This is a genomic window from Cysteiniphilum sp. 19S12-1 (assembly GCF_052030685.1).
Lineage (GTDB): Bacteria > Pseudomonadota > Gammaproteobacteria > Francisellales > Francisellaceae > Caedibacter.
In genome coordinates, this window is sequence record NZ_JBQAJM010000021.1 from 26,593 (window position 1) to 44,846 (window position 18,254).

Consider the following 18,254-nt stretch of genomic DNA (forward strand, 5'->3'; position numbering starts at 1 on the left):
AGTCATAACTTCTTATGCAATTGCCACCATTAAAATCTTTGCCCTATTTTATTGCTGTTGCCAAGCACAAGCACTTTGCTCAGGCTGCTGCCGAGCTTAATCTTACTGCCGGCGCGATTAGTCAACAAATTAAACAATTAGAGCAATATCTTGGGACAACGCTTTTTAACCGTGACACAAAACACGTTGAATTAACACATGACGGCATGCGTTATTACAAAGAAATTGAAGCTGCACTAAACCATATTGAACAAGCAACAAGTCAGATTAAACCAATTAGTCAAGACACTGTACAACTACGTATTTTTTCAACACTTGCCGTGCAGTGGCTAATCCCACGATTAAGTGACCTTTATCTAAAACATCCAGATATCAATCTCAATATGATGACATCGACTGAGTTAAAAACACACGATGTTGAAAATGCTGATCTGAACATTCAATTGGGATTAGAAGATATAAGCAGTAAAGCAGTTAAGTTATGGCAAAATCAACTGGTGCTTGTCTACAACCCACAGATCATTAAAGCCAACGAGATACAAAGCAGTCCTGCGATTATCGTAAATCATCCCTTGCGTGAACAAGACTGGCAGATTTTTTGTCAGTCTACTCATTTGCAAATGCCTAGCAAAAAGATCTCCGTTGCCACAACTATTCATGCGCTTCAAGCCGTTGAAAATGGACTGGGTAGCTTTGTTACACACTTGCCGCTTGTTTATGCATTAATTCAAAACAAACGTCTTAGTATTTGGCAAGACCATTTGCCACTACAACAATATTATTACCTAGTAGACAACCAACCGCATCGACATTCTACCAATAAAAAAATTGTACATGATTGGCTAGTGGCACAAGCACAAACCTATCTAAAATAATAACAAGGAAATTTGATGAAACTTTATATTTATGAACACTGCCCTTTTTGTATCCGTCCATGCATTATCTCAGGACTAAAACAAATCCCACTTGAGCTGGTTTACCTTGCCAATGATGATGAAAAATCTCATATTGATCTGATCGGCAAAAAACAAGTACCTTTTTTACAAAAAGATGACGGTAGCTTTTTGGTTGAAAGTTTGGATATCTGTCAACATCTCAACAATTTTGACGACGAGCCAATATTAAGTGACGAAATCACGACAAACTCCAAACTCATTGAATTAACGACACTGCTGAGTAATGCCAGTAAATCACTGGTCTACCCAAGTTTTTTGGATCACCCACTGAATCAACGCGACTTCCCAACCCAAGGCGCTAAAGACTATTTTGAGCGTAAGAAAGAAAAATACATTGGTTGCTTTAAGGCAAATCTACGCTTCCCAGATGCTGCCATTGAAAGCACGCAAGCGATTTTAAATGAGCTTGATCCGCTTATGACATTTACATATGCTAGCAGTAACCAGTTGTCTTGGGATGATATTATGGTTTTCCCGATATTACGTAATCTAGGTATTATCAGCCATCTCATCAATATTCCTGAGAATATTAAACGCTATGTCAAACACTTAGCACATGAAACAGATATTGAGCTTTACAACACGCTTTAATCACCTTCTTTACTATCACGAAGAACTGCATCTACCAATGCTTTTGATGAGTCAACTATCCTCATAGGTAGCTTCTGATCATCTCTAACACGTAAGATAATCTCACTTAACTCAGTACAACCAATTATTACCATATCGACTTTTAATTTGGTTAGTGTCAACAATAACACATAGGCTTCCTCATAAACACTATCTGCACTTGTTTTAACTGCCCGAATTAAAGCATTGATTTCTTGCTGCCAATGAGGCTCAAAAATAAATCCTTTTGCTACTTTTTCAATTGCCAGTTGATATAAATTACTATCGAATGTTGACTGTGTTGAAAGCAAACTTACTCTGTTTGCATTTTTTGGAACCAGCTTAACTGTCTCATGAATAATGTTTAGTAATTTCACATCCAAGTGCTGTTGTAACTGCTCAAAATATAAATGCGCCGTATTACAAGAAATTGCAATCAACTTAGCACCCCAACCCTGTAACTTTAACAAGCCTTCACTAATAACACGCGCTCCATTTCAACATGATTAAGTGCCTTATCGATGTAGAAAGGCGTTGGCAATGAATAAATTACAACATGTGGAAACTCAATATCGTTAAACGCACTAAACTTTTTCTGCCAACTTTTCATTAACAAGTCGATAAATGGTGCCGTTGACATGGGTCCCATACCCGCCAAAACACCTATCATTACAATTTCTCGGTAATGTAGTACTTAGAAAAATGAAATTCAATCGATAGCCACGTGCCTGTGGGAGTTTGCGGTCTTATAACACCATCAATGATTTTAAGCATGGTTTCAATATAATGCTGATCACGATTAGGTTTCTCCAAAAAATGTGCATCAACCTTAATATGTGAATGTCTATACTCTTCTGTACGGTAAAGTCGTGACTTGCAATCACCGCAACTTAGGTCAAACTGATTGATCTGTGTTTCAATGTCTTTAAATATTACATCACAATCTAGTTCAATATCACTTGAGCATTTTATTTCAATATGTGGCATTTATTCTTTCTTCCGAAGTTAATTTAATTGGCGAGATTATAACATGCCGCATTCATTGTAAAAGAACATGACACCTTAAAACTTTGCCGATAACATATTGCATACAGATAAGAGGATTACTCTCGTCTACGAAACAATAAGATTAAGGATAGTAATTGATGAAAATCACCCATATTGAAATTTTTGATATTCACTGCCCCAAGCGTCCAGCATGGTCACCCGTATTTGTGCGCATTCATACTGATGAGGGGTTAACTGGCGTCGGTGAAGCGGGTCTTGCCTATGATTTAGGACATTCCGCTGCGGCACATATGATCAAAGAATTTAGTGAGGAAATGCTGATTGGCATTGACCCATTTGATACTGAAAATCTATGGAATCGTATGCTCAGAGAAAGCTTCTGGGGTTTAGGAGGAGGACCTGTCGTTTACGCTGCGATGAGTGCGATTGACACCGCTCTTTGGGATATTAAAGGCAAAGCACTTGGTGTTCCCGTCTATCAATTATTAGGCGGCAAAACCAATAAAAAACTGCGTACCTATGCCAGCCAGCTGCAATTTGACTGGGACTGTTATGAACGTAAGACACTATTTAAACCCGAGGACTATGCCAAAGCGACTGAAAAAGCAGTGGCTGAAGGCTATGATGCAGTTAAAGTTGACCCAATGATGTTTGATCACAAGGGGGATACAATTTATGACTGCACCTTGCCGTTTCGCCGCGATCATTTGAATCTCATTCGAGCCCGCATGCAAGCAATTCGCGATGTATTGGGTGAAAATGGTGATATTATTTTTGAGTGTCATAGTTTGCCTGGGCTCACCTCCGCGTTGCAACTTGGTGAAATCGCAGAGGCGTTTAACTGCTTATATTTTGAAGAACCCGTTAATTATTTAAATAGCAAGTTACACGAACCACTTAAGCAAAAATTAAACGTGCCTATTGCTGCCGGTGAGCGTTTGTATCTACGCCATGGCGTACGTGAATATCTTGAGAAACAAACCGTTGATGTCTTACAACCTGATATTGGGCTTTGCGGTGGTTTAACTGAAGCAAAGAAAATTTGTGATTATGCCGATATGTATGATGTCAAAATCCAAGCCCACGTCTGCGGTGGTCCCGTAGCAACCGCTGCTAGTTTGCACTTGGAAACCGCAATCCCCAACTTCATTATCCATGAACATCACACCTACGCCTTAAAAGATTTTAATCGCGAGCTTTGTATACAAGACCCACAACCTGTTAATGGTTTCTTTGAAGCTCCAGAAACGCCAGGACTTGGGATTGAGTTAAACGATGAAGTAGTAATGAAATCCCCTAGGATGATTATTAAATAAAACCCACTTTTTACTGCATAATTTCATAACTCATTTTGATTTTTTCTGATTTCATACCCACCGCAAAATGATTTACGATGGGTATAATTTCAGTTTATTTTGCTGTTTTTTAATCTGATTTAATTCGATTTCAAAATATCGGCATTAACCACTTGACATAGAAAGGTCAAGTCGATAAATTGTCGCAGTACCGCGGAGAGATGGCCGAGAGGCTGAAGGCGCTCCCCTGCTAAGGGAGTATGGGGCTAATAACTCCATCGGGGGTTCGAATCCCCCTCTCTCCGCCACACTCAAACAATTCAACTTTTTCCGTATCCAAAATATTCAAAACACTTAATTGCTAAGGAAGAAATTCTGCAAAATGCTTTGCGATGGGTATATACTGTTTAATACCTTCATCCACACCACACTGTGAGGATTCAACATGTTTAAAGGAAACTTATTAACGCAGCGCCTTGGCATAAGCATCCCTGTTATCCAAGCACCGATGGCAGGCGGGATCACCACACCTGAACTGATTGCTGCTGTATCAAATGCTGGAGCACTTGGTTCCTTAGGTGCAGGCTACATGCAACCTAGCGACATTGAAAAAGCCATTAGAAAAATTAAATCACTTACTGCAAAGCCATTTGCAGTTAATCTTTTCATCCCAGAACCCCACCAAAAAGCAAGTGATCAAAGCCATGCAATTACAGCACTTAGCAAGGCGTGCAATGGTTTTACCACATTTATACCAGAAGCTCAGACACCATGGCTACCTGATTTTAATGAGCAGATACAAGTCATTTTAGACTATAAGATACCAGTATTTAGTTATACATTCGGGTCACTTAATGCCACCCTAACAGCAAAACTCAAGAGCAATAACACATTTATTATTGGCACAAGCACCTCTACTGAACAAGCAAACATATTAAGACTATCTCAGGTAGATGCATTCACTGTTCAAGGTGAAGAAGCAGGAGGACATCGCGGCAGTTTTTCAAACCACATCGTTAACAATTGCAACAAACTCCACATTATTCAAAATATACGCCGCCTTAGAGAGGATGATTTGATTATTGCCGCAGGTGCCATTATGACACCTCAAGATGTAGCACACATGCTCTCACAGCCAGGCATTATAGCTGTGCAAATGGGCACCGCTTTTTTAACCACCAAAGAAGCAGGGACTCACCCCACATATAAAAAGGAACTTCTCTGTCAAACGAGTGATACCACCACCTTGACTCAAGCATTTTCAGGACGAATTGCACGAGCTATTCCTAATCGCTTCATAGAAAAAATGGCAAGTGTTGATAACCACACTCTACGCTCACAATATATATTGCCATACCCTGAACAACACGCTTTAACTCAAAGCATCAGAGCTAAAGCAAAAGAAACTGCTGATAAAGAGTATATGTCGCTATGGGCAGGGCGTGGCGTAGCGCATTGTCGTGACATTTCGGCAACCACGATTATTAATGACATTAAAGAATGTTTACATGCCGAATCCTAATCTGGAAACCTCAAAGGAAGTTATATCTATGCCATTTAAACCCTACATCAACACCGAGCCATCCATTTTTGGTAAAATGTCGGTAATGGCAAAAGCCCATAATGCCATTAACCTCACGCAAGGTGCGCCTGATTTTAAAACGCCTGATTGGTTAGTCGATCGTTTGAATTATTATGTGCAAAATGGCTTTAATCAATATGCACCGATTCCTGGGGCGCCTAGCTTAAAACAAGCGATCGCACATAAAGTAAAGATGAGTTACGACGTAGATATTAATCCCGAGGATAGTGTATCTATTAGCTCAGGTGCCGTTGAGGCAATTTTTGCGCTAATTAGCGCGTGCATTAGTAAGGGTGATGAAGTGATCTACTTTGATCCTGCTTTTGATGCCTACCCTTCGATTGTTAACTTCAATCAAGGCATTAGTCGACGTATTCCCTTATTGCCAAACGGAGATATCAACCTTGAGCGACTAGCACAAACGGTTAATGCTAGAACCAAGCTCATCATTCTTAATTCGCCTCACAACCCTATGGGTAGTGTGATCACAAAAGCGCAATATCAAGAAATCGCAAAACTGATCAAAGGTCGGGATATTCTATTGCTTAGTGACGAGGTATATGAGCATATTTACGCAGGAGATTCTTATACCAGCGCCTTACAAATTCCTGAGCTAAAAGATCAACTTATCGTTGTTCAATCTCTTGGCAAAACTTATAACCTTACCGGTTGGCGCCTAGGTGTTTGTATTGCGCCACCAGCAATTATCCAAATGATAAATGCTATGAAACAATTCACAAGCTTCAGCGCACCACATCCGATGCAATTAGCACTAGCTGATGGCATTAATGCACATCCTGAGTATTGGCAGGACTTACCCAAACTTTATCAAACCCAGCACAAAAAGCTAATCAACGGTCTTACCAGTAGCCGCTTTAAGATACTGCCATGGTCAGGTTCACCTTTTCAGATACTTGACTATACCGCGATTTCTGATGAGGATGACTTTAGTTTTTGCCAACGTTTGATTCATGAGCACGGTGTTGGACTGGTGCCGATTTCATCATTATATGAAACACCTAAGCAGGGATTGGTGCGTTTGTGCTTTGCCAAATATGATGATGTCTTATTACAAGGAGCCAAACGACTATGTCAAGTTTAAAGGTCGCCGTCATTCAGTCTGATATCGCATGGGAAGACAAGCATCAAAACTATACTCACTTTGAAAAAATTATTGCCGATCTTGAGCCTTGCGACCTGATCGTGCTACCAGAGATGTTTAACGTGGGCTTCACACCGAACATGGATAAAGCTATTACTCCAGAGGATGAAATCATTAACTGGCTAAAGCGCCAAGCACAGTACAAAAACGCAGCGATTATCGGTAGCGTTGTTGTATTGAATGATATGCAAAAACCAGTGAATCGTTTGTTTTTTGTCACGCCCGAAGGTTTAGTTTCTCATTATGATAAATGCCATCTGTTTGTACTATCTGATGAGTATAAACTACTTACTGAAGGCAAAACGCGTAAGATTTTGCACTACAAAGGTTTTAACATTCTCTTAAGCATTTGTTTTGATCTAAGATTCCCTGTTTTTAACTGCAATAACAATGACTATGACCTATTGATAAATATCGCGAGCTGGCCTGCTAAGCGTCGCGCACATTGGCGCACATTATTGCAAGCTCGCGCGATTGAAAATCAAGCTTATGTTATCGGCTGCAATCGCATTGGTCATGACGGGCTAGGATTCGATTACAGTGGCGATAGTCTGTGTATTCACTTTGATGGCGAAATTAAACAAGATATTGCAGCGTACACATCAGGCGTTTTATATCATACATTTGACAAAGGTACTTTAGGCAACTATCGAAACAACTTCAAAGTTCTGGCATCACAAGATAAATTTAATTTAAATTTGACCACAAATTAAAATATCGACCACTTGGCAATTGTAAGGCGCTAATGACAATGATAGAATGCGCAGCGAATTGTCATGATCTGGCAGCTTATTGAAAGTATGTTATAAATTCTGATTGCCTTTGCGTCATTTTTTTGCTATAAAGTTGCCCCTTGAGAATTTAATAATTATAACTATTTAATTTACAGCAATTGACTGGAGGATAACATGTCTAGAGTTTGTATGGTTACAGGCAAGCGCCCGATGACTGGCAACAACGTATCGCACGCACAAAACAAAACTAAGCGTCGTTTTTTACCTAACTTGCACTCACACCGTTTTTGGGTTGAGAGCGAAAATCGTTATGTTCGTCTACGCGTCAGCTCAAAAGGTATGCGCATTATCGATAAAAAAGGCATCGATTCTGTGTTAGCTGATTTACGTGCACGTAACGTAAAATTCTAATTCACTAGATACTTCAGGAGTAATTTAATATGCGTGATAAAATCAAATTAGTTTCAAGCGCTGGCACAGGTCATTATTATACAACAACTAAAAACAAGCGCACTATGCCAAACAAGATGGAAATCAAAAAATTTGATCCAGTTGTTCGTCAACACGTTCTTTATAAAGAAGCTAAAATCAAATAAGCTTATACTCTAAAACTCTTTTCGCCCTTAGCAGCTTAAACGAAACACAAACATCTAAAGCTGAGGTATTTTGAATCAAACATGAAAAATAGCATTCCTCAATCATCCGCTTGGATTTATATTTCAGCAATCCTCTTACCATTCAATGGTGGCTTTATTAACGCTGCAACGCTCATTAGCTTCTTACACAACCCCGTTGGCTATGTAACAGGAAATTTAACCTTTGCAGGCACTCATTTTGCTGAGGGTGACTATACCGCATTTTTACGCATGATCGCATTAGTGCTTGCTTTCTTAACGGGTGCAATCATCAGTGGGTTGTTAATCAAAAATGAGCATTACCATAAAGATCAACGCTATCGTGTCATTCTAATATTACAACTAGCACTCATCTTAACTTCCATAGGACTCATGCATCTTGATATTCTCTACTGTGAATACTTATTGGCTGCAACCATGGGATTACAAAACGCAATGACCACACATTATGGCTCAGCGCTTATTCGCACCACACACATGACTGGAACCACAACCGACCTTGGTGTTTTGCTTGCGCATTGGATAAAAAGGAAAAACATTGCTATCTGGAAGTTAAAATTATACTCGATCTTGATTCTATCTTTTTTGGGAGGATCAATCATTGGCGCAATTGCTTTTACGCATCTTCATGAAGCAGCGTTATTTGCTTCGATAGCGATTTATTTGGTAATGATATTTGTAAGCAAAAAATAAGTGGCGGAGAGAGAGGGATTCGAACCCCCGGACCTGTTACAGTCAACGGTTTTCAAGACCGCCGCTTTCGACCGCTCAGCCATCTCTCCGAACGAGGGCTAATTATAACGGCATTTTCGCAAATAGAAAGAGGTGTTTTTGTTTTTTTAGAAAAAAATTAATCAAAAATATTTGAACGTATATTTTTTACTCAATCAGTCGCCAAAACATGCAAAACATAAACTTAGTACTTCTTTTTAATCAGTCACTATGATAGAATCGCCACGCTTAAATTTTTATGGATTGGGAACAACCCACACAGAAATTAGCAAAACTGAGTAGTTAATAATAAATATTAAGGTAACAAAGATGAAAACGTTTAGCGCTAAGAGTGATGAAGTCAAAAGAGAATGGCTTTTGATCGATGCAAATGGTAAAACTTTAGGTCGCCTTGCAACCGAAATTGCAAGACGTCTTCGTGGTAAGCATAAAGCTGAATATACACCTCACGTTGACACAGGCGATTACATTGTTGTGATCAACGCTGAGAAAGTTGCTGTAACTGGCAACAAACAAAAAGATAAAATTTACTATCACCACACAGGTTATATTGGTGGTCTTAAGTCTGTTTCTTTTGAGAAATTAATTGCACAACACCCAGAGCGTGCGATCGAATCTGCTGTTAAAGGCATGCTTCCTAAAAATCCTTTAGGTCGTGCGATGTACAAAAAGTTAAAAGTTTATGCAGGTGAATCTCATCCGCATACAGCGCAACAACCACTTGTTTTAGAAATATAAGAATAGGATAGGAAAATGACTCAAGCATACAATTACGGTACTGGTCGTCGCAAGAGCTCAGTTGCTCGTGTATTTATGAAAAAAGGCGCTGGCAGCATTATTGTTAATGGTTTGCCACTAGATGATTATTTTGGTCGCAAGACTGCAAGCATGGTTGTACGTCAGCCACTTGATTTAACTAACAACTTAGAAAGCTTTGATTTCAAAATCAACGTTCATGGCGGTGGTGAAACTGGTCAATCTGGCGCAATCCGTTTAGGTATCGCACGCGCTTTAGTTGACTTTGATGAGAACTTAAAACCTGAGTTACGTCAAGCAGGCTTTATCACGCGTGACCCACGTAAAGTTGAACGTAAGAAAGTTGGCTTTAGAAAAGCACGTAGAAAACGTCAATTCTCTAAGCGTTAATCAATACACCTACTTTCTATTTTTTATACATTTTAATAAAAGCCCAACTGAAGTCTCAGTGGGGCTTTTTTGTTATTACTACGACTTCTATGATGCAAAATGGCTAATCAGTAGTATATAATGTTGAAGCTAATATTGAATAAGGAAAATTGGGATAAATGTCTGCTCAAAACAAACGATCATCAATGACTTTATACACCAACGGTAATGACCCTTTTTGTCATCGCATTAAAATGATTCTTGCGGAAAAAGACATTAGTGCAGATATTATTGATGTTGTTGCTGAAGATAAATTAGAAGAGCTTTATGAGCTTAACCCTTATGGCGGCGTGCCAACATTAATGACAAAAGATCTAATTGTATATGAGCCAAATATCATATTTGAGTATCTTGAAGAGAGATTCCCCTACCCACCTTTGTTGTCTGTTTTTCCACTTGAGCGTGCTCAAGCGCGTATGTTATGCAAAAAAATTGACAACGAATGGATGCCTTATCTCATCAACGCATTAAACGCTGATAATGAAGACATTCGACAAGCCAACAAGATTGCGCTACTTAAGGCACTTTTTTCATTGATTCCGACCCTCAGTCGACAATCTTATTTGCTTGGTGATGACTTCACCATTGCGGATTGCTCTCTGGCCGTGATCCTATATAATTTACCCAAGTTAGATATCCGCTTACCTGAAAAAGCAATGCCGCTCATCAAATATGCAAAACGTTTATTTGCACGTAATTCATTTAGAAAAAGTATTAGAACTCAATAAGGAATACCACCATGGCAATGTTACGCGCTTACTTAGTTGAAGCAACCTATGACTGGATGATCGATCATGATTTAACACCTTATTTGCTTGTTGATACCGAATATGAAGGGGTGATCTTACCCGAAAGTCATATCGATGAAGACGGTAAAATGCTACTTAATATTGCCCCTGAAGCAATTGAGCGTTTTGACTGTGATGATCAATTTATTCGCTTTGATGCTACATTTGATGGCGAGGCGATGTCATTGCAAATCCCTGTTGAAGCAGTGCTTGAGCTTTACGCAGGTGAGACAGCGCAAGGTCTTTATGCTCGCGAATTTGGTTATGGCATTGATGTTAATGAGGGTGATGATAATGATGTTAACCCTTCAAAGAATAGCGCACAAAAAGGCAGTGGCGGGTTACATCTGGTTTAACCATGTTAGATTATAGCTTTCTTATCGGACTTGGCATTGGCAGCATTATATGCTTTTACACCATATTCCGCTTACGTAAACAGTTTAAAATCATCCTAATGCAACGTGAACAACGTTTATTTGCTTTAACCTCAGTCACTGAAAAGCTCGTTGCCAGCGCCAACCTACAACGCAGTGGCTTATTAAACAAAGAAATCGAAGACACTTTGCTTGAAGGACTTAATATGCCGGCAATTGAAAAAGCTGGCATTACGATTCGTGGACTCGCAAATCGTAACTTATCACGCCCAGAAAGCATGCAATTTTGCCTTGATCGTTTGCAAAAAAATATCGATCAACTGGAAAAAGATTATAACGACCCTTATCGCTGGAAAAAGACACACTGACCTCTTAACATAAAGTCAATAAACCAATACCCTCCATTGCTTCAAGCATAATGTTATCCTAGAATAACACCCAAGTTGTAAACGTGCGATTTTACTCTTTATTGGGAAAATACAAACGTCAACAACTTAAACTGATACAACATAAAAACACAGACAACAAGGAACTTGATCCAATGCGACAGGTATCTCATTCATTAGGCGCCAATCCTAGCTATGGCATTATTGGCAATGGTCGACTTGCGCGACATATACAATTTTATTTTAAGCTCAAAAATATCCCACATACGCTATGGCACCGTCAGCAAGCAGAACCTCCAGAAAATACGCTTGATCAAAGCGACATTATTCTACTGGCAATTAGTGACGATGCGATAGACTCATTTTTAGATAATCATCGACAATTGAATGATAAACTATGCGTGCACTTTTCAGGCACATTAGTAAGCCAAAATGCCTTATCATATCACCCTTTAATGACGTTTCCCTCACAACCATATGATTTTGATTTTTATCAAAAAATACTATTTGTTGGCGAGGAGAAGGCACCCGCTTTTAGTACTATTTTTCCACAATTGACTAATCCATCTATTCAAATTCCTCAAGCAAAAAAAGCTTATTATCACGCGCTTTGTGTAATGGCGAATAACTTCACCACACTCTTATGGCAAAAGTTTTTTAATGAAATGACAACAACCTTTAATGCATCATTAAATGATATTAAACCCTATCTTAAACAAACACTGCTTAATATTGACAGCGATTATAACAACGCCCTAACAGGACCTTTAAAGCGCCAAGATTTGCAGACGATTAAGCGCAACTTAGAAGCACTTGAAGAAGATGGTTTTGTCAAAATTTACCAAGCATTTGTCGACGTCTATCAGGCAAATTTGGATAATAAAACGGGAGAGCAACATGAGCACGCATAACTTAATTAAAAAACAAAGCATTAGCGACCTTCAAAGCAAAAAGCTCAAGCAACAAAAGCTATCGATGCTGACTTGTTATGATTTTACTTTTGCGCAAATCATGAATGAGACAGCCATTGACATGCTGCTTGTTGGTGATAGCGGCGTGATGACGCAACTTGGCTATCCTGACACAACCCATGCGACAATTGATATGATGTGTTTTATGACACAAGCTGTTGTTAAAGGCGCGCCTGATAAACTTATCATTGCTGATATGCCATTTCTTGCACAACGCCAAGGTATAGCGCATGCCATACATTATGCCGACAGATTAATTAAATGTGGCGCCAATGCCATAAAGATCGAGGGCATTAATGGGCATCAAGAGGTTATTGCACATATTGTTGAATCCGGCATCCCCGTGATGGGGCATATTGGATTGACACCGCAATCAGTGCATAGCTTGGGTTACAAGGTACAGGGCAAAGATCAAGCAGCTGCCAAGAATTTAAAAGAACAAGCGCTGCAACTTCAAGAAATTGGCTGCTTTAGTCTAGTCATGGAATGTGTACCTAGTGAGCTTGCCAAGGAAATCAGTCAAATGCTTAGCACTCCAGTAATTGGGATTGGTGCTGGCAATGATGTTGATGGTCAAGTACTTGTTCTTCAAGATATGCTTGGCTTAAACAACAACCTTCAACCAAAATTTGTGCGCCACTTTCTCAATGGTTTTAGTGATATCAAAGCAGCATTTGACGCTTATCATCATGCAGTACAGAGCTGTGACTACCCTAATAAGCAAGAAAGTTACGATATTAAAATTGCATAAACTAAGGACTTCTAATGAAGATTTTTAATGATATAGTCTCTTGGCAAACAATACGTCAGCACATTGCAACTAACAAGACTCTAGGTGTTGTAATGACTATGGGCGCACTGCATAAAGGGCACTTGAGTTTAATCAAGCAAAGCCAACAAGACAATGATTACACATTGGTAACCATTTTTGTCAACCCGACACAATTCAATAATCAAGGCGATTTTGACGATTATCCAAATACATGGCAACAAGATGTTGATCTACTGACGACGGAAGGTGTTGATTTTCTACTATCGCCACATAAAGAGATGCTTTATCCGGATAATTATAATTATCAAATCATTGAAAACCATTTAAGTCGGATATTATGTGGCTCTTCACGTCCTGGCCATTTTGAGGGAATGCTCACCATAGTAATGAAGCTGTTAAATATTGCTCAAGCAGACAATGCCTACTTTGGCGAAAAAGATTATCAACAATTTCAGCTAATCAAAGGCATGACACAAGCATTCTTTATACAGACCAACATCGTTAGCTGTCCAATTATCCGTGAAAAAGATGGACTTGCTTTTAGCTCAAGAAATTTACGTTTAAATAAAAGCGCTCGCAACAAGGCAGGCTATTTTGCCCAAACGATTCGTCAGAATCATGATATTGAACAAGTCAAGAACAAACTTATAGCCAACCATATCAAAATTGATTATCTAGAGGATATTGATAACCGCCGCTTTGCTGCAGTGATTATTGATGATATTCGCCTTATTGATAACCTCCCACTTGCTAAAATCATTCAGCTTACCAAGGAAAATGTATGAAACGCACACTATTAAAATCTAAAATACACATGGCAACTGTCACAGAAGCAAATCTTAATTATTACGGTTCAATCAGCATTGATCGCGCGCTTTGTAAAGAGGCAAACCTAATCCCTTTTGAGCGCGTTGAAATTTACAACTGTAACAATGGTGCACGCTTTGCCACCTACGTCATCTTAGGCGATAAAGGTGAAGTTTGTCTTAATGGTGCCGCAGCACGTCATGTCGCCACAGGGGACACCGTGATTATTGCATCTTACGCTGAATATGAGACCCATGAATTAATCGATCACAACCCACATCTTGTCTTTGTTGATAAGCAAAATGACGTGATTGAAATCAAGCGCTATTTAGATTCTTCCATTAATCATTAGCTAGGGAAATCACAACGAAATATACTGCCCTTACCAAGCTCGCTTTGAATGCTCAATGATGCTTTATGGCGAATAAGCACGTGTTTGACAATTGCCAACCCAAGACCAGCACCTCCTGTTTCTGGGGAGCGTCCTTTATCCACGCGATAAAAGCGCTCAGTTAGGCGCGGAATGTGCTTTTGCTCAATACCTAAGCCCTCATCTTTGACATAAAAGTGCTTACCATGTTTATCCTGATACCAAGCAATCGTAATCCTTCCGCCATTTGGGGAGTAGCGTACCGCGTTGATAATCAAATTACTAAAACAGCTATTGATTTCTTTTTCATTGCCCTGAAGTGGCAACTTTTCGTCAATATCTAAAACAAACTGATGCTTATCTGTACCTAGTGTTTTTGTCGATTCGATAATTTCAATGAGCATTGGTGCAACATTCAACGTCTCTAGTTCACCTTTTTGCACTTGATGGCTTTGAACTTTAGATAATAATAACAAATCTTCAATAAGCCATTCAATACGCATCATTTGTTGCTGCATTTGCTCAAAATAAGGTAGCCATTGACTTAAATGCTCAGCAACATCTGGCTGCATCAATTCTAAATAACCGCGAATAACCGTCAATGGTGTGCGCATTTCATGTGAGACATTGGCGACAAAGTCTTGACGCATACGCTCAATATGGTGCCGAAAACCGGCATCTTGAGTAATAAGCAAGAAATGCTGGTCATAGGGAATAAGTACCACAGACAATATCTGATCGGGTGTTTTGGGTAATGGCAACTCAAAGGTGCTCATGTTTTTTTGTCGCAAATAAGTCAACAAAGCAGGAAACTCAAAAACTTCAGTAATGTTTTGCGTCAATTGCGCACTGGATAATTGAAAGAAATTTTTGGCCGGTTGATTAAACCATTGCATCACCCCTTCTTGGTCAATGATGACAACGGCATCAGTAATACCTTGAGCGAAAGTCTTTGCCCAAAGCAAGCCAATTTTATTGTGTTCATCTATCATCTTCATACAATCTCTTGATCAATGAGTTGATAACCCTCTCCACGAATCGCACGCAAATAAATATCATAATGACAGGAAGCTAAGAGTTTTCTAACTCGCGCAATATGTACATCAACGGTTCGTTCAGTGACTTCCTTATCTGTATCCCAAACGTGATCCAAAATACGTGCACGCGATAATGTTTTACCTGCATGTTTCATTAAATACGTTATTAACTTAAATTCAAGTCGCCCACATTTGATTATTTGCCCCTTACAGCTCAACACGTGACTTTGTAAATCAGCATTAAGCTCTCGAAAAGTGAGTTTTGATTTATCATCACTTACCCCCTTTGTCCGCTTTAACAAAGCTTGAATACGCATAATCAGTTCTTTAGGTGAGAATGGCTTAGTGACATAATCATCAACGCCCATACCAAACCCTCTTAAAACATCACCCTCCTCAGCCTTAGCCGTTAACATAATCACAGGTAAAGTCTCAAGCTGCTTGGTTTGCCTGATTTGCGCTAATAGCTTAATCCCACTGGTATCTGGCAACATCCAATCTAATAAGATCAAGTCAATACTAGAATCACTTATTAGTGCTTTTAATGCTTGCTCACCATTCTCAACCATGACAACATCGTATTGCTGTCGCGTTAATGTTAAATGCAATAACTGCCGTATTGGCGGTTCATCATCCACAATTAATATTTTTGCCATGTGATTATCAAGCCTCTACTGAACATTCACTGTCAAATCCTAACTTATATATAGCTAACCCACAAATGCTTTCTGTCAAAATTCTAGTGAGACAACCATCATAAGTCATATTAGAGTATTTAATAGCTCAGCATTTTAGTACATATTGATTTCATTATTTATTATGTTATAGTTTGGCGCTAAGGAAATGACGTTCTTCCGAAGTGTACAAGTGATTATCTCGAGCAAACACTTAAACTATCCTTTAAGATTGATGACGTCTATATAATGAGAACTTAAAGGAGAATTACAACGATGTTGACGTTATTATTAGTTGGTTTAGGTGGTGGTTTAGGTTCAATCAGCCGCTTTGGTTTATCTGAGTTTATTTACAAAGTATTTGGAAAATCCTTTCCGCATGGCATTTTGATTGTCAACATCCTAGGATGCCTTATTATTGGTGCATTGGCTGCTTTTTTTCAAAAAGAGCGCTTGCTTGAGCACTTTCTCACACCTCACTTTAGAGCCCTGTTAATCACCGGCTTCTTAGGTGGATTTACAACCTTCTCAAGTTTTAGTCTAGATGCCTTAACGCTTCTACAAAAAGGTGAATGGTCAAAGGCAATTATTTATATCATGCTTAGTGTTTTTATTTCGATGATTGCCGTTTTTGTTGGCTTTTATTTAGTTGAGAAGTACTAGGACTTATTTATTCACCCAGATTTTTAAGCGGAACCCCATTTTCTAAATTCTTTTCAATATGTTCAAGACTCACACCTTTTGTTTCAGGCACAAAGAACTTCAAGAAGATCATTGCTAAGATACAAAACCCTCCAAACACAAAGAATATCGAGGCATTACCATAAAGCTTCATAAAGCTTAATGCGTTTGCCATCACAACGCCTGCAAATGTCCAGTTCACCATTGTCGTTACGGTCATGCCAATTTCACGTCCCTTTAATGGGAAAATCTCGGCACAAATTACCCAAGCAACGGGCCCCCAAGAGCAGGCAAAACCAAAAATATAAACAACGGCTGACAATAATAAGACAGTTTTTGATAATCCACTAGGTGACGCATTACCTGCCATTGATAAAAAAGCAAAGCCCGCCGCAAACATTGACACCATCATTACGACCGCTCCAACATAAAGTAGTTTCTTGCGACCCCACTTTTCAATCCATTTAATTGCCGGGAAAGTAAAAAGCATATTAACCGTTGGAATAGCAAGAAGGGCTATAATTCCCGTCATACCGGCATAACCAAAGATGGTTGGCGCGTAGTAAATCATCATATTAATACCAACTAATTGTTGAAACATTTGCAATATCACGCCAACAATAAGCACTTTCCAGAAAAAGCCTTTAGAAAGCATATTAAAACCAACGCCTTTATTAATTGAAATGCTTTCTCTAATTTCATTGACCTCATCATCAATTTCCTGCTGTGATGAACGTACACGCTTTAGTACCGAAATAGCTTGAGTCTCTTTGCCTTTTAACAGCAACCAACGAGGACTTTCTGGCAAGAAAACACTTCCTAAAAACATGACAAATGCAAATATGACAATCACACCAAACATCAAGGTCAATGAAATTTCAACATGCCCTAACGCCTTGGCAATAAAGACATTTGTTACCGCGATTAAGAATATACCAATAGTAATCATTAGCTGGAAAAGTGTTGCCATACCGCCACGAATCGCTTTTGGCGCGGTTTCAGATAGATAAAGCGGCACGGTAAATGAAGCAATACCAACCGCAAAGCCTAAACCAAAACGACAAGCTGTAAGCACAGCCAATGGCGGTAAAAACGCTGAAACCAATGAAAAAGCAGTAAATAGAAAACCTGCTAAAACAAGTACTTTCTTACGTCCTAAGGCACGTGCAAATAATCCACTGAGCAAAGCGCCCAGAATACCTCCCCATGCTAAAACTGCCGAGTAATGTTCACCTTGTTGTGTCGTTAAACCATAAACATGGTCAATCGTTGATAATGAATTTGCAATAAACCCTTGGTCTAACCCAAATAATAAACCACCTAATGCTCCAATTAAGCAGATCATATAGACGAGTTTTTTATACTCTTTTTTTGCATTGACATTGACAGTCATTGAATTCTCCCCGTTTTTAACATTTACTGAAGTTTAGAGTTTCAGATTAATTTTTTATTGTGTCTGGCTATTTTTAATCGACTTATGGCATTGTGATTGGCAG

At 39.1% G+C, this 18,254-nt stretch carries 25 protein-coding genes and 2 tRNA genes; 20 read left to right on the forward strand and 7 right to left on the reverse strand.

Annotated elements, in window-relative coordinates:
• Positions 1-14: 14 nt before the first annotated feature.
• Positions 15-875, forward strand: coding sequence for a LysR family transcriptional regulator (locus tag ACTS4L_RS08020; protein WP_440616853.1), 861 nt, complete (start codon positions 15-17; stop codon positions 873-875).
• A 15-nt stretch (positions 876-890) separates the two neighbouring features.
• Positions 891-1,547, forward strand: coding sequence for a glutaredoxin 2 (gene grxB / locus ACTS4L_RS08025; RefSeq protein WP_440616851.1), 657 nt, complete (start codon positions 891-893; stop codon positions 1,545-1,547).
• Here the strand turns inward: grxB and ACTS4L_RS08030 are convergent.
• The 3 genes from ACTS4L_RS08030 to ACTS4L_RS08040 are packed head-to-tail and all read right to left on the reverse strand — an operon-like array spanning position 1,544 to position 2,552.
• Positions 1,544-2,035, reverse strand: coding sequence for an aspartate/glutamate racemase family protein (locus tag ACTS4L_RS08030; protein ID WP_440616850.1), 492 nt, complete (start codon positions 2,033-2,035; stop codon positions 1,544-1,546). The two genes, grxB and ACTS4L_RS08030, sit on opposite strands and share 4 nt — an antisense overlap.
• A complete protein-coding gene (locus ACTS4L_RS08035) occupies positions 2,029-2,235 on the reverse strand; it encodes a hypothetical protein (protein ID WP_440616848.1) in 207 nt (68 codons plus the stop codon). Before ACTS4L_RS08035 ends, ACTS4L_RS08030 begins: the two co-directional genes overlap by 7 nt.
• Positions 2,235-2,552, reverse strand: a complete 318-nt coding sequence (locus ACTS4L_RS08040; RefSeq protein WP_440616846.1) for a hypothetical protein — start codon at positions 2,550-2,552, stop codon at positions 2,235-2,237. Before ACTS4L_RS08040 ends, ACTS4L_RS08035 begins: the two co-directional genes overlap by 1 nt.
• 158 nt (positions 2,553-2,710) lie before the next feature.
• Here ACTS4L_RS08040 and ACTS4L_RS08045 point away from each other — a divergent pair, with 158 nt between their 5' ends.
• From ACTS4L_RS08045 to ACTS4L_RS08080, 8 genes are all read left to right on the forward strand, one after another.
• Positions 2,711-3,889 carry a mandelate racemase/muconate lactonizing enzyme family protein gene (locus ACTS4L_RS08045; protein WP_440616845.1) on the forward strand — a complete coding sequence of 393 codons (1,179 nt, stop codon included), beginning with the start codon at positions 2,711-2,713 and terminating at the stop codon, positions 3,887-3,889.
• 194 nt (positions 3,890-4,083) lie between these two features.
• Positions 4,084-4,176: transfer RNA gene (locus tag ACTS4L_RS08050), tRNA-Ser, on the forward strand.
• A 137-nt stretch (positions 4,177-4,313) separates the two neighbouring features.
• Positions 4,314-5,390: an NAD(P)H-dependent flavin oxidoreductase gene (locus tag ACTS4L_RS08055; protein WP_440616843.1), complete on the forward strand. Its 1,077-nt coding sequence runs from the start codon at positions 4,314-4,316 to the stop codon at positions 5,388-5,390.
• Between the two features lie 28 nt (positions 5,391-5,418).
• The gene (locus ACTS4L_RS08060; protein ID WP_440616842.1) at positions 5,419-6,552 is read left to right on the forward strand and encodes an aminotransferase class I/II-fold pyridoxal phosphate-dependent enzyme; all 1,134 of its coding nucleotides are present in this window, start codon (positions 5,419-5,421) and stop codon (positions 6,550-6,552) included.
• Entirely contained in the window at positions 6,540-7,325 is a 786-nt protein-coding gene (locus ACTS4L_RS08065) for an amidohydrolase (RefSeq protein WP_440616840.1), read from the forward strand. The genes ACTS4L_RS08060 and ACTS4L_RS08065 overlap by 13 nt, the downstream gene beginning before the upstream one ends.
• 195 nt (positions 7,326-7,520) lie before the next feature.
• Positions 7,521-7,757, forward strand: coding sequence for a 50S ribosomal protein L28 (gene rpmB, locus ACTS4L_RS08070; RefSeq protein ID WP_117001429.1), 237 nt, complete (start codon positions 7,521-7,523; stop codon positions 7,755-7,757).
• A gap of 29 nt (positions 7,758-7,786) precedes the next feature.
• Complete coding sequence (gene rpmG, locus ACTS4L_RS08075; RefSeq protein WP_119328291.1) at positions 7,787-7,942, forward strand: 50S ribosomal protein L33; 156 nt, start codon at positions 7,787-7,789, stop codon at positions 7,940-7,942.
• Between the two features lie 81 nt (positions 7,943-8,023).
• The gene (locus tag ACTS4L_RS08080) at positions 8,024-8,674 is read left to right on the forward strand and encodes a YoaK family protein (protein ID WP_440616838.1); all 651 of its coding nucleotides are present in this window, start codon (positions 8,024-8,026) and stop codon (positions 8,672-8,674) included.
• A gap of 1 nt (position 8,675) precedes the next feature.
• On the opposite strand, the gene ACTS4L_RS08085 is transcribed toward ACTS4L_RS08080, so the two are convergent.
• Positions 8,676-8,763 (reverse strand) — tRNA-Ser (locus tag ACTS4L_RS08085).
• Between the two features lie 259 nt (positions 8,764-9,022).
• Between ACTS4L_RS08085 and rplM the strand changes: the two genes are divergently transcribed.
• The 9 genes from rplM (at position 9,023) to panD (ending at position 14,348) form a co-directional block, all read left to right on the forward strand.
• Entirely contained in the window at positions 9,023-9,451 is a 429-nt protein-coding gene (gene rplM / locus ACTS4L_RS08090; RefSeq protein WP_117001431.1) for a 50S ribosomal protein L13, read from the forward strand.
• 15 nt (positions 9,452-9,466) lie between these two features.
• A complete protein-coding gene (gene rpsI / locus ACTS4L_RS08095; RefSeq protein WP_440616837.1) occupies positions 9,467-9,859 on the forward strand; it encodes a 30S ribosomal protein S9 in 393 nt (130 codons plus the stop codon).
• A 158-nt stretch (positions 9,860-10,017) separates the two neighbouring features.
• Positions 10,018-10,626 (forward strand): glutathione S-transferase N-terminal domain-containing protein, encoded by a 609-nt coding sequence (locus tag ACTS4L_RS08100; protein ID WP_440616835.1) that lies wholly within the window; start codon positions 10,018-10,020, stop codon positions 10,624-10,626.
• Positions 10,627-10,637: 11 nt separating this feature from the next.
• Entirely contained in the window at positions 10,638-11,042 is a 405-nt protein-coding gene (locus ACTS4L_RS08105; RefSeq protein ID WP_440616834.1) for a ClpXP protease specificity-enhancing factor SspB, read from the forward strand.
• Positions 11,043-11,044: 2 nt separating this feature from the next.
• On the forward strand, positions 11,045-11,428 hold the full coding sequence (locus ACTS4L_RS08110) for a hypothetical protein (RefSeq protein WP_440616832.1): 384 nt from the start codon (positions 11,045-11,047) through the stop codon (positions 11,426-11,428).
• A 173-nt stretch (positions 11,429-11,601) separates the two neighbouring features.
• Positions 11,602-12,357 carry a DUF2520 domain-containing protein gene (locus ACTS4L_RS08115; RefSeq protein ID WP_440651921.1) on the forward strand — a complete coding sequence of 252 codons (756 nt, stop codon included), beginning with the start codon at positions 11,602-11,604 and terminating at the stop codon, positions 12,355-12,357.
• Positions 12,344-13,168: a 3-methyl-2-oxobutanoate hydroxymethyltransferase gene (gene panB / locus ACTS4L_RS08120; protein ID WP_440616830.1), complete on the forward strand. Its 825-nt coding sequence runs from the start codon at positions 12,344-12,346 to the stop codon at positions 13,166-13,168. Before ACTS4L_RS08115 ends, panB begins: the two co-directional genes overlap by 14 nt.
• A gap of 14 nt (positions 13,169-13,182) precedes the next feature.
• Positions 13,183-13,974, forward strand: a complete 792-nt coding sequence (gene panC / locus ACTS4L_RS08125) for a pantoate--beta-alanine ligase (protein ID WP_440616829.1) — start codon at positions 13,183-13,185, stop codon at positions 13,972-13,974.
• Complete coding sequence (gene panD / locus ACTS4L_RS08130; RefSeq protein ID WP_440616827.1) at positions 13,971-14,348, forward strand: aspartate 1-decarboxylase; 378 nt, start codon at positions 13,971-13,973, stop codon at positions 14,346-14,348. The genes panC and panD overlap by 4 nt, the downstream gene beginning before the upstream one ends.
• On the opposite strand, the gene phoR is transcribed toward panD, so the two are convergent.
• Both phoR and ACTS4L_RS08140 read right to left on the reverse strand, forming a co-directional pair.
• The gene (gene phoR, locus ACTS4L_RS08135) at positions 14,345-15,364 is read right to left on the reverse strand and encodes a phosphate regulon sensor histidine kinase PhoR (RefSeq protein ID WP_440616826.1); all 1,020 of its coding nucleotides are present in this window, start codon (positions 15,362-15,364) and stop codon (positions 14,345-14,347) included. The two genes, panD and phoR, sit on opposite strands and share 4 nt — an antisense overlap.
• Complete coding sequence (locus tag ACTS4L_RS08140; protein WP_440616825.1) at positions 15,361-16,059, reverse strand: response regulator; 699 nt, start codon at positions 16,057-16,059, stop codon at positions 15,361-15,363. Before ACTS4L_RS08140 ends, phoR begins: the two co-directional genes overlap by 4 nt.
• A gap of 294 nt (positions 16,060-16,353) precedes the next feature.
• On the opposite strand from ACTS4L_RS08140, the gene crcB reads away from it, so the two are divergent.
• Complete coding sequence (gene crcB / locus ACTS4L_RS08145) at positions 16,354-16,740, forward strand: fluoride efflux transporter CrcB (RefSeq protein WP_440616824.1); 387 nt, start codon at positions 16,354-16,356, stop codon at positions 16,738-16,740.
• Between the two features lie 7 nt (positions 16,741-16,747).
• On the opposite strand, the gene ACTS4L_RS08150 is transcribed toward crcB, so the two are convergent.
• Complete coding sequence (locus tag ACTS4L_RS08150) at positions 16,748-18,151, reverse strand: sugar porter family MFS transporter (RefSeq protein ID WP_440616822.1); 1,404 nt, start codon at positions 18,149-18,151, stop codon at positions 16,748-16,750.
• Positions 18,152-18,254 lie beyond the last annotated feature (103 nt).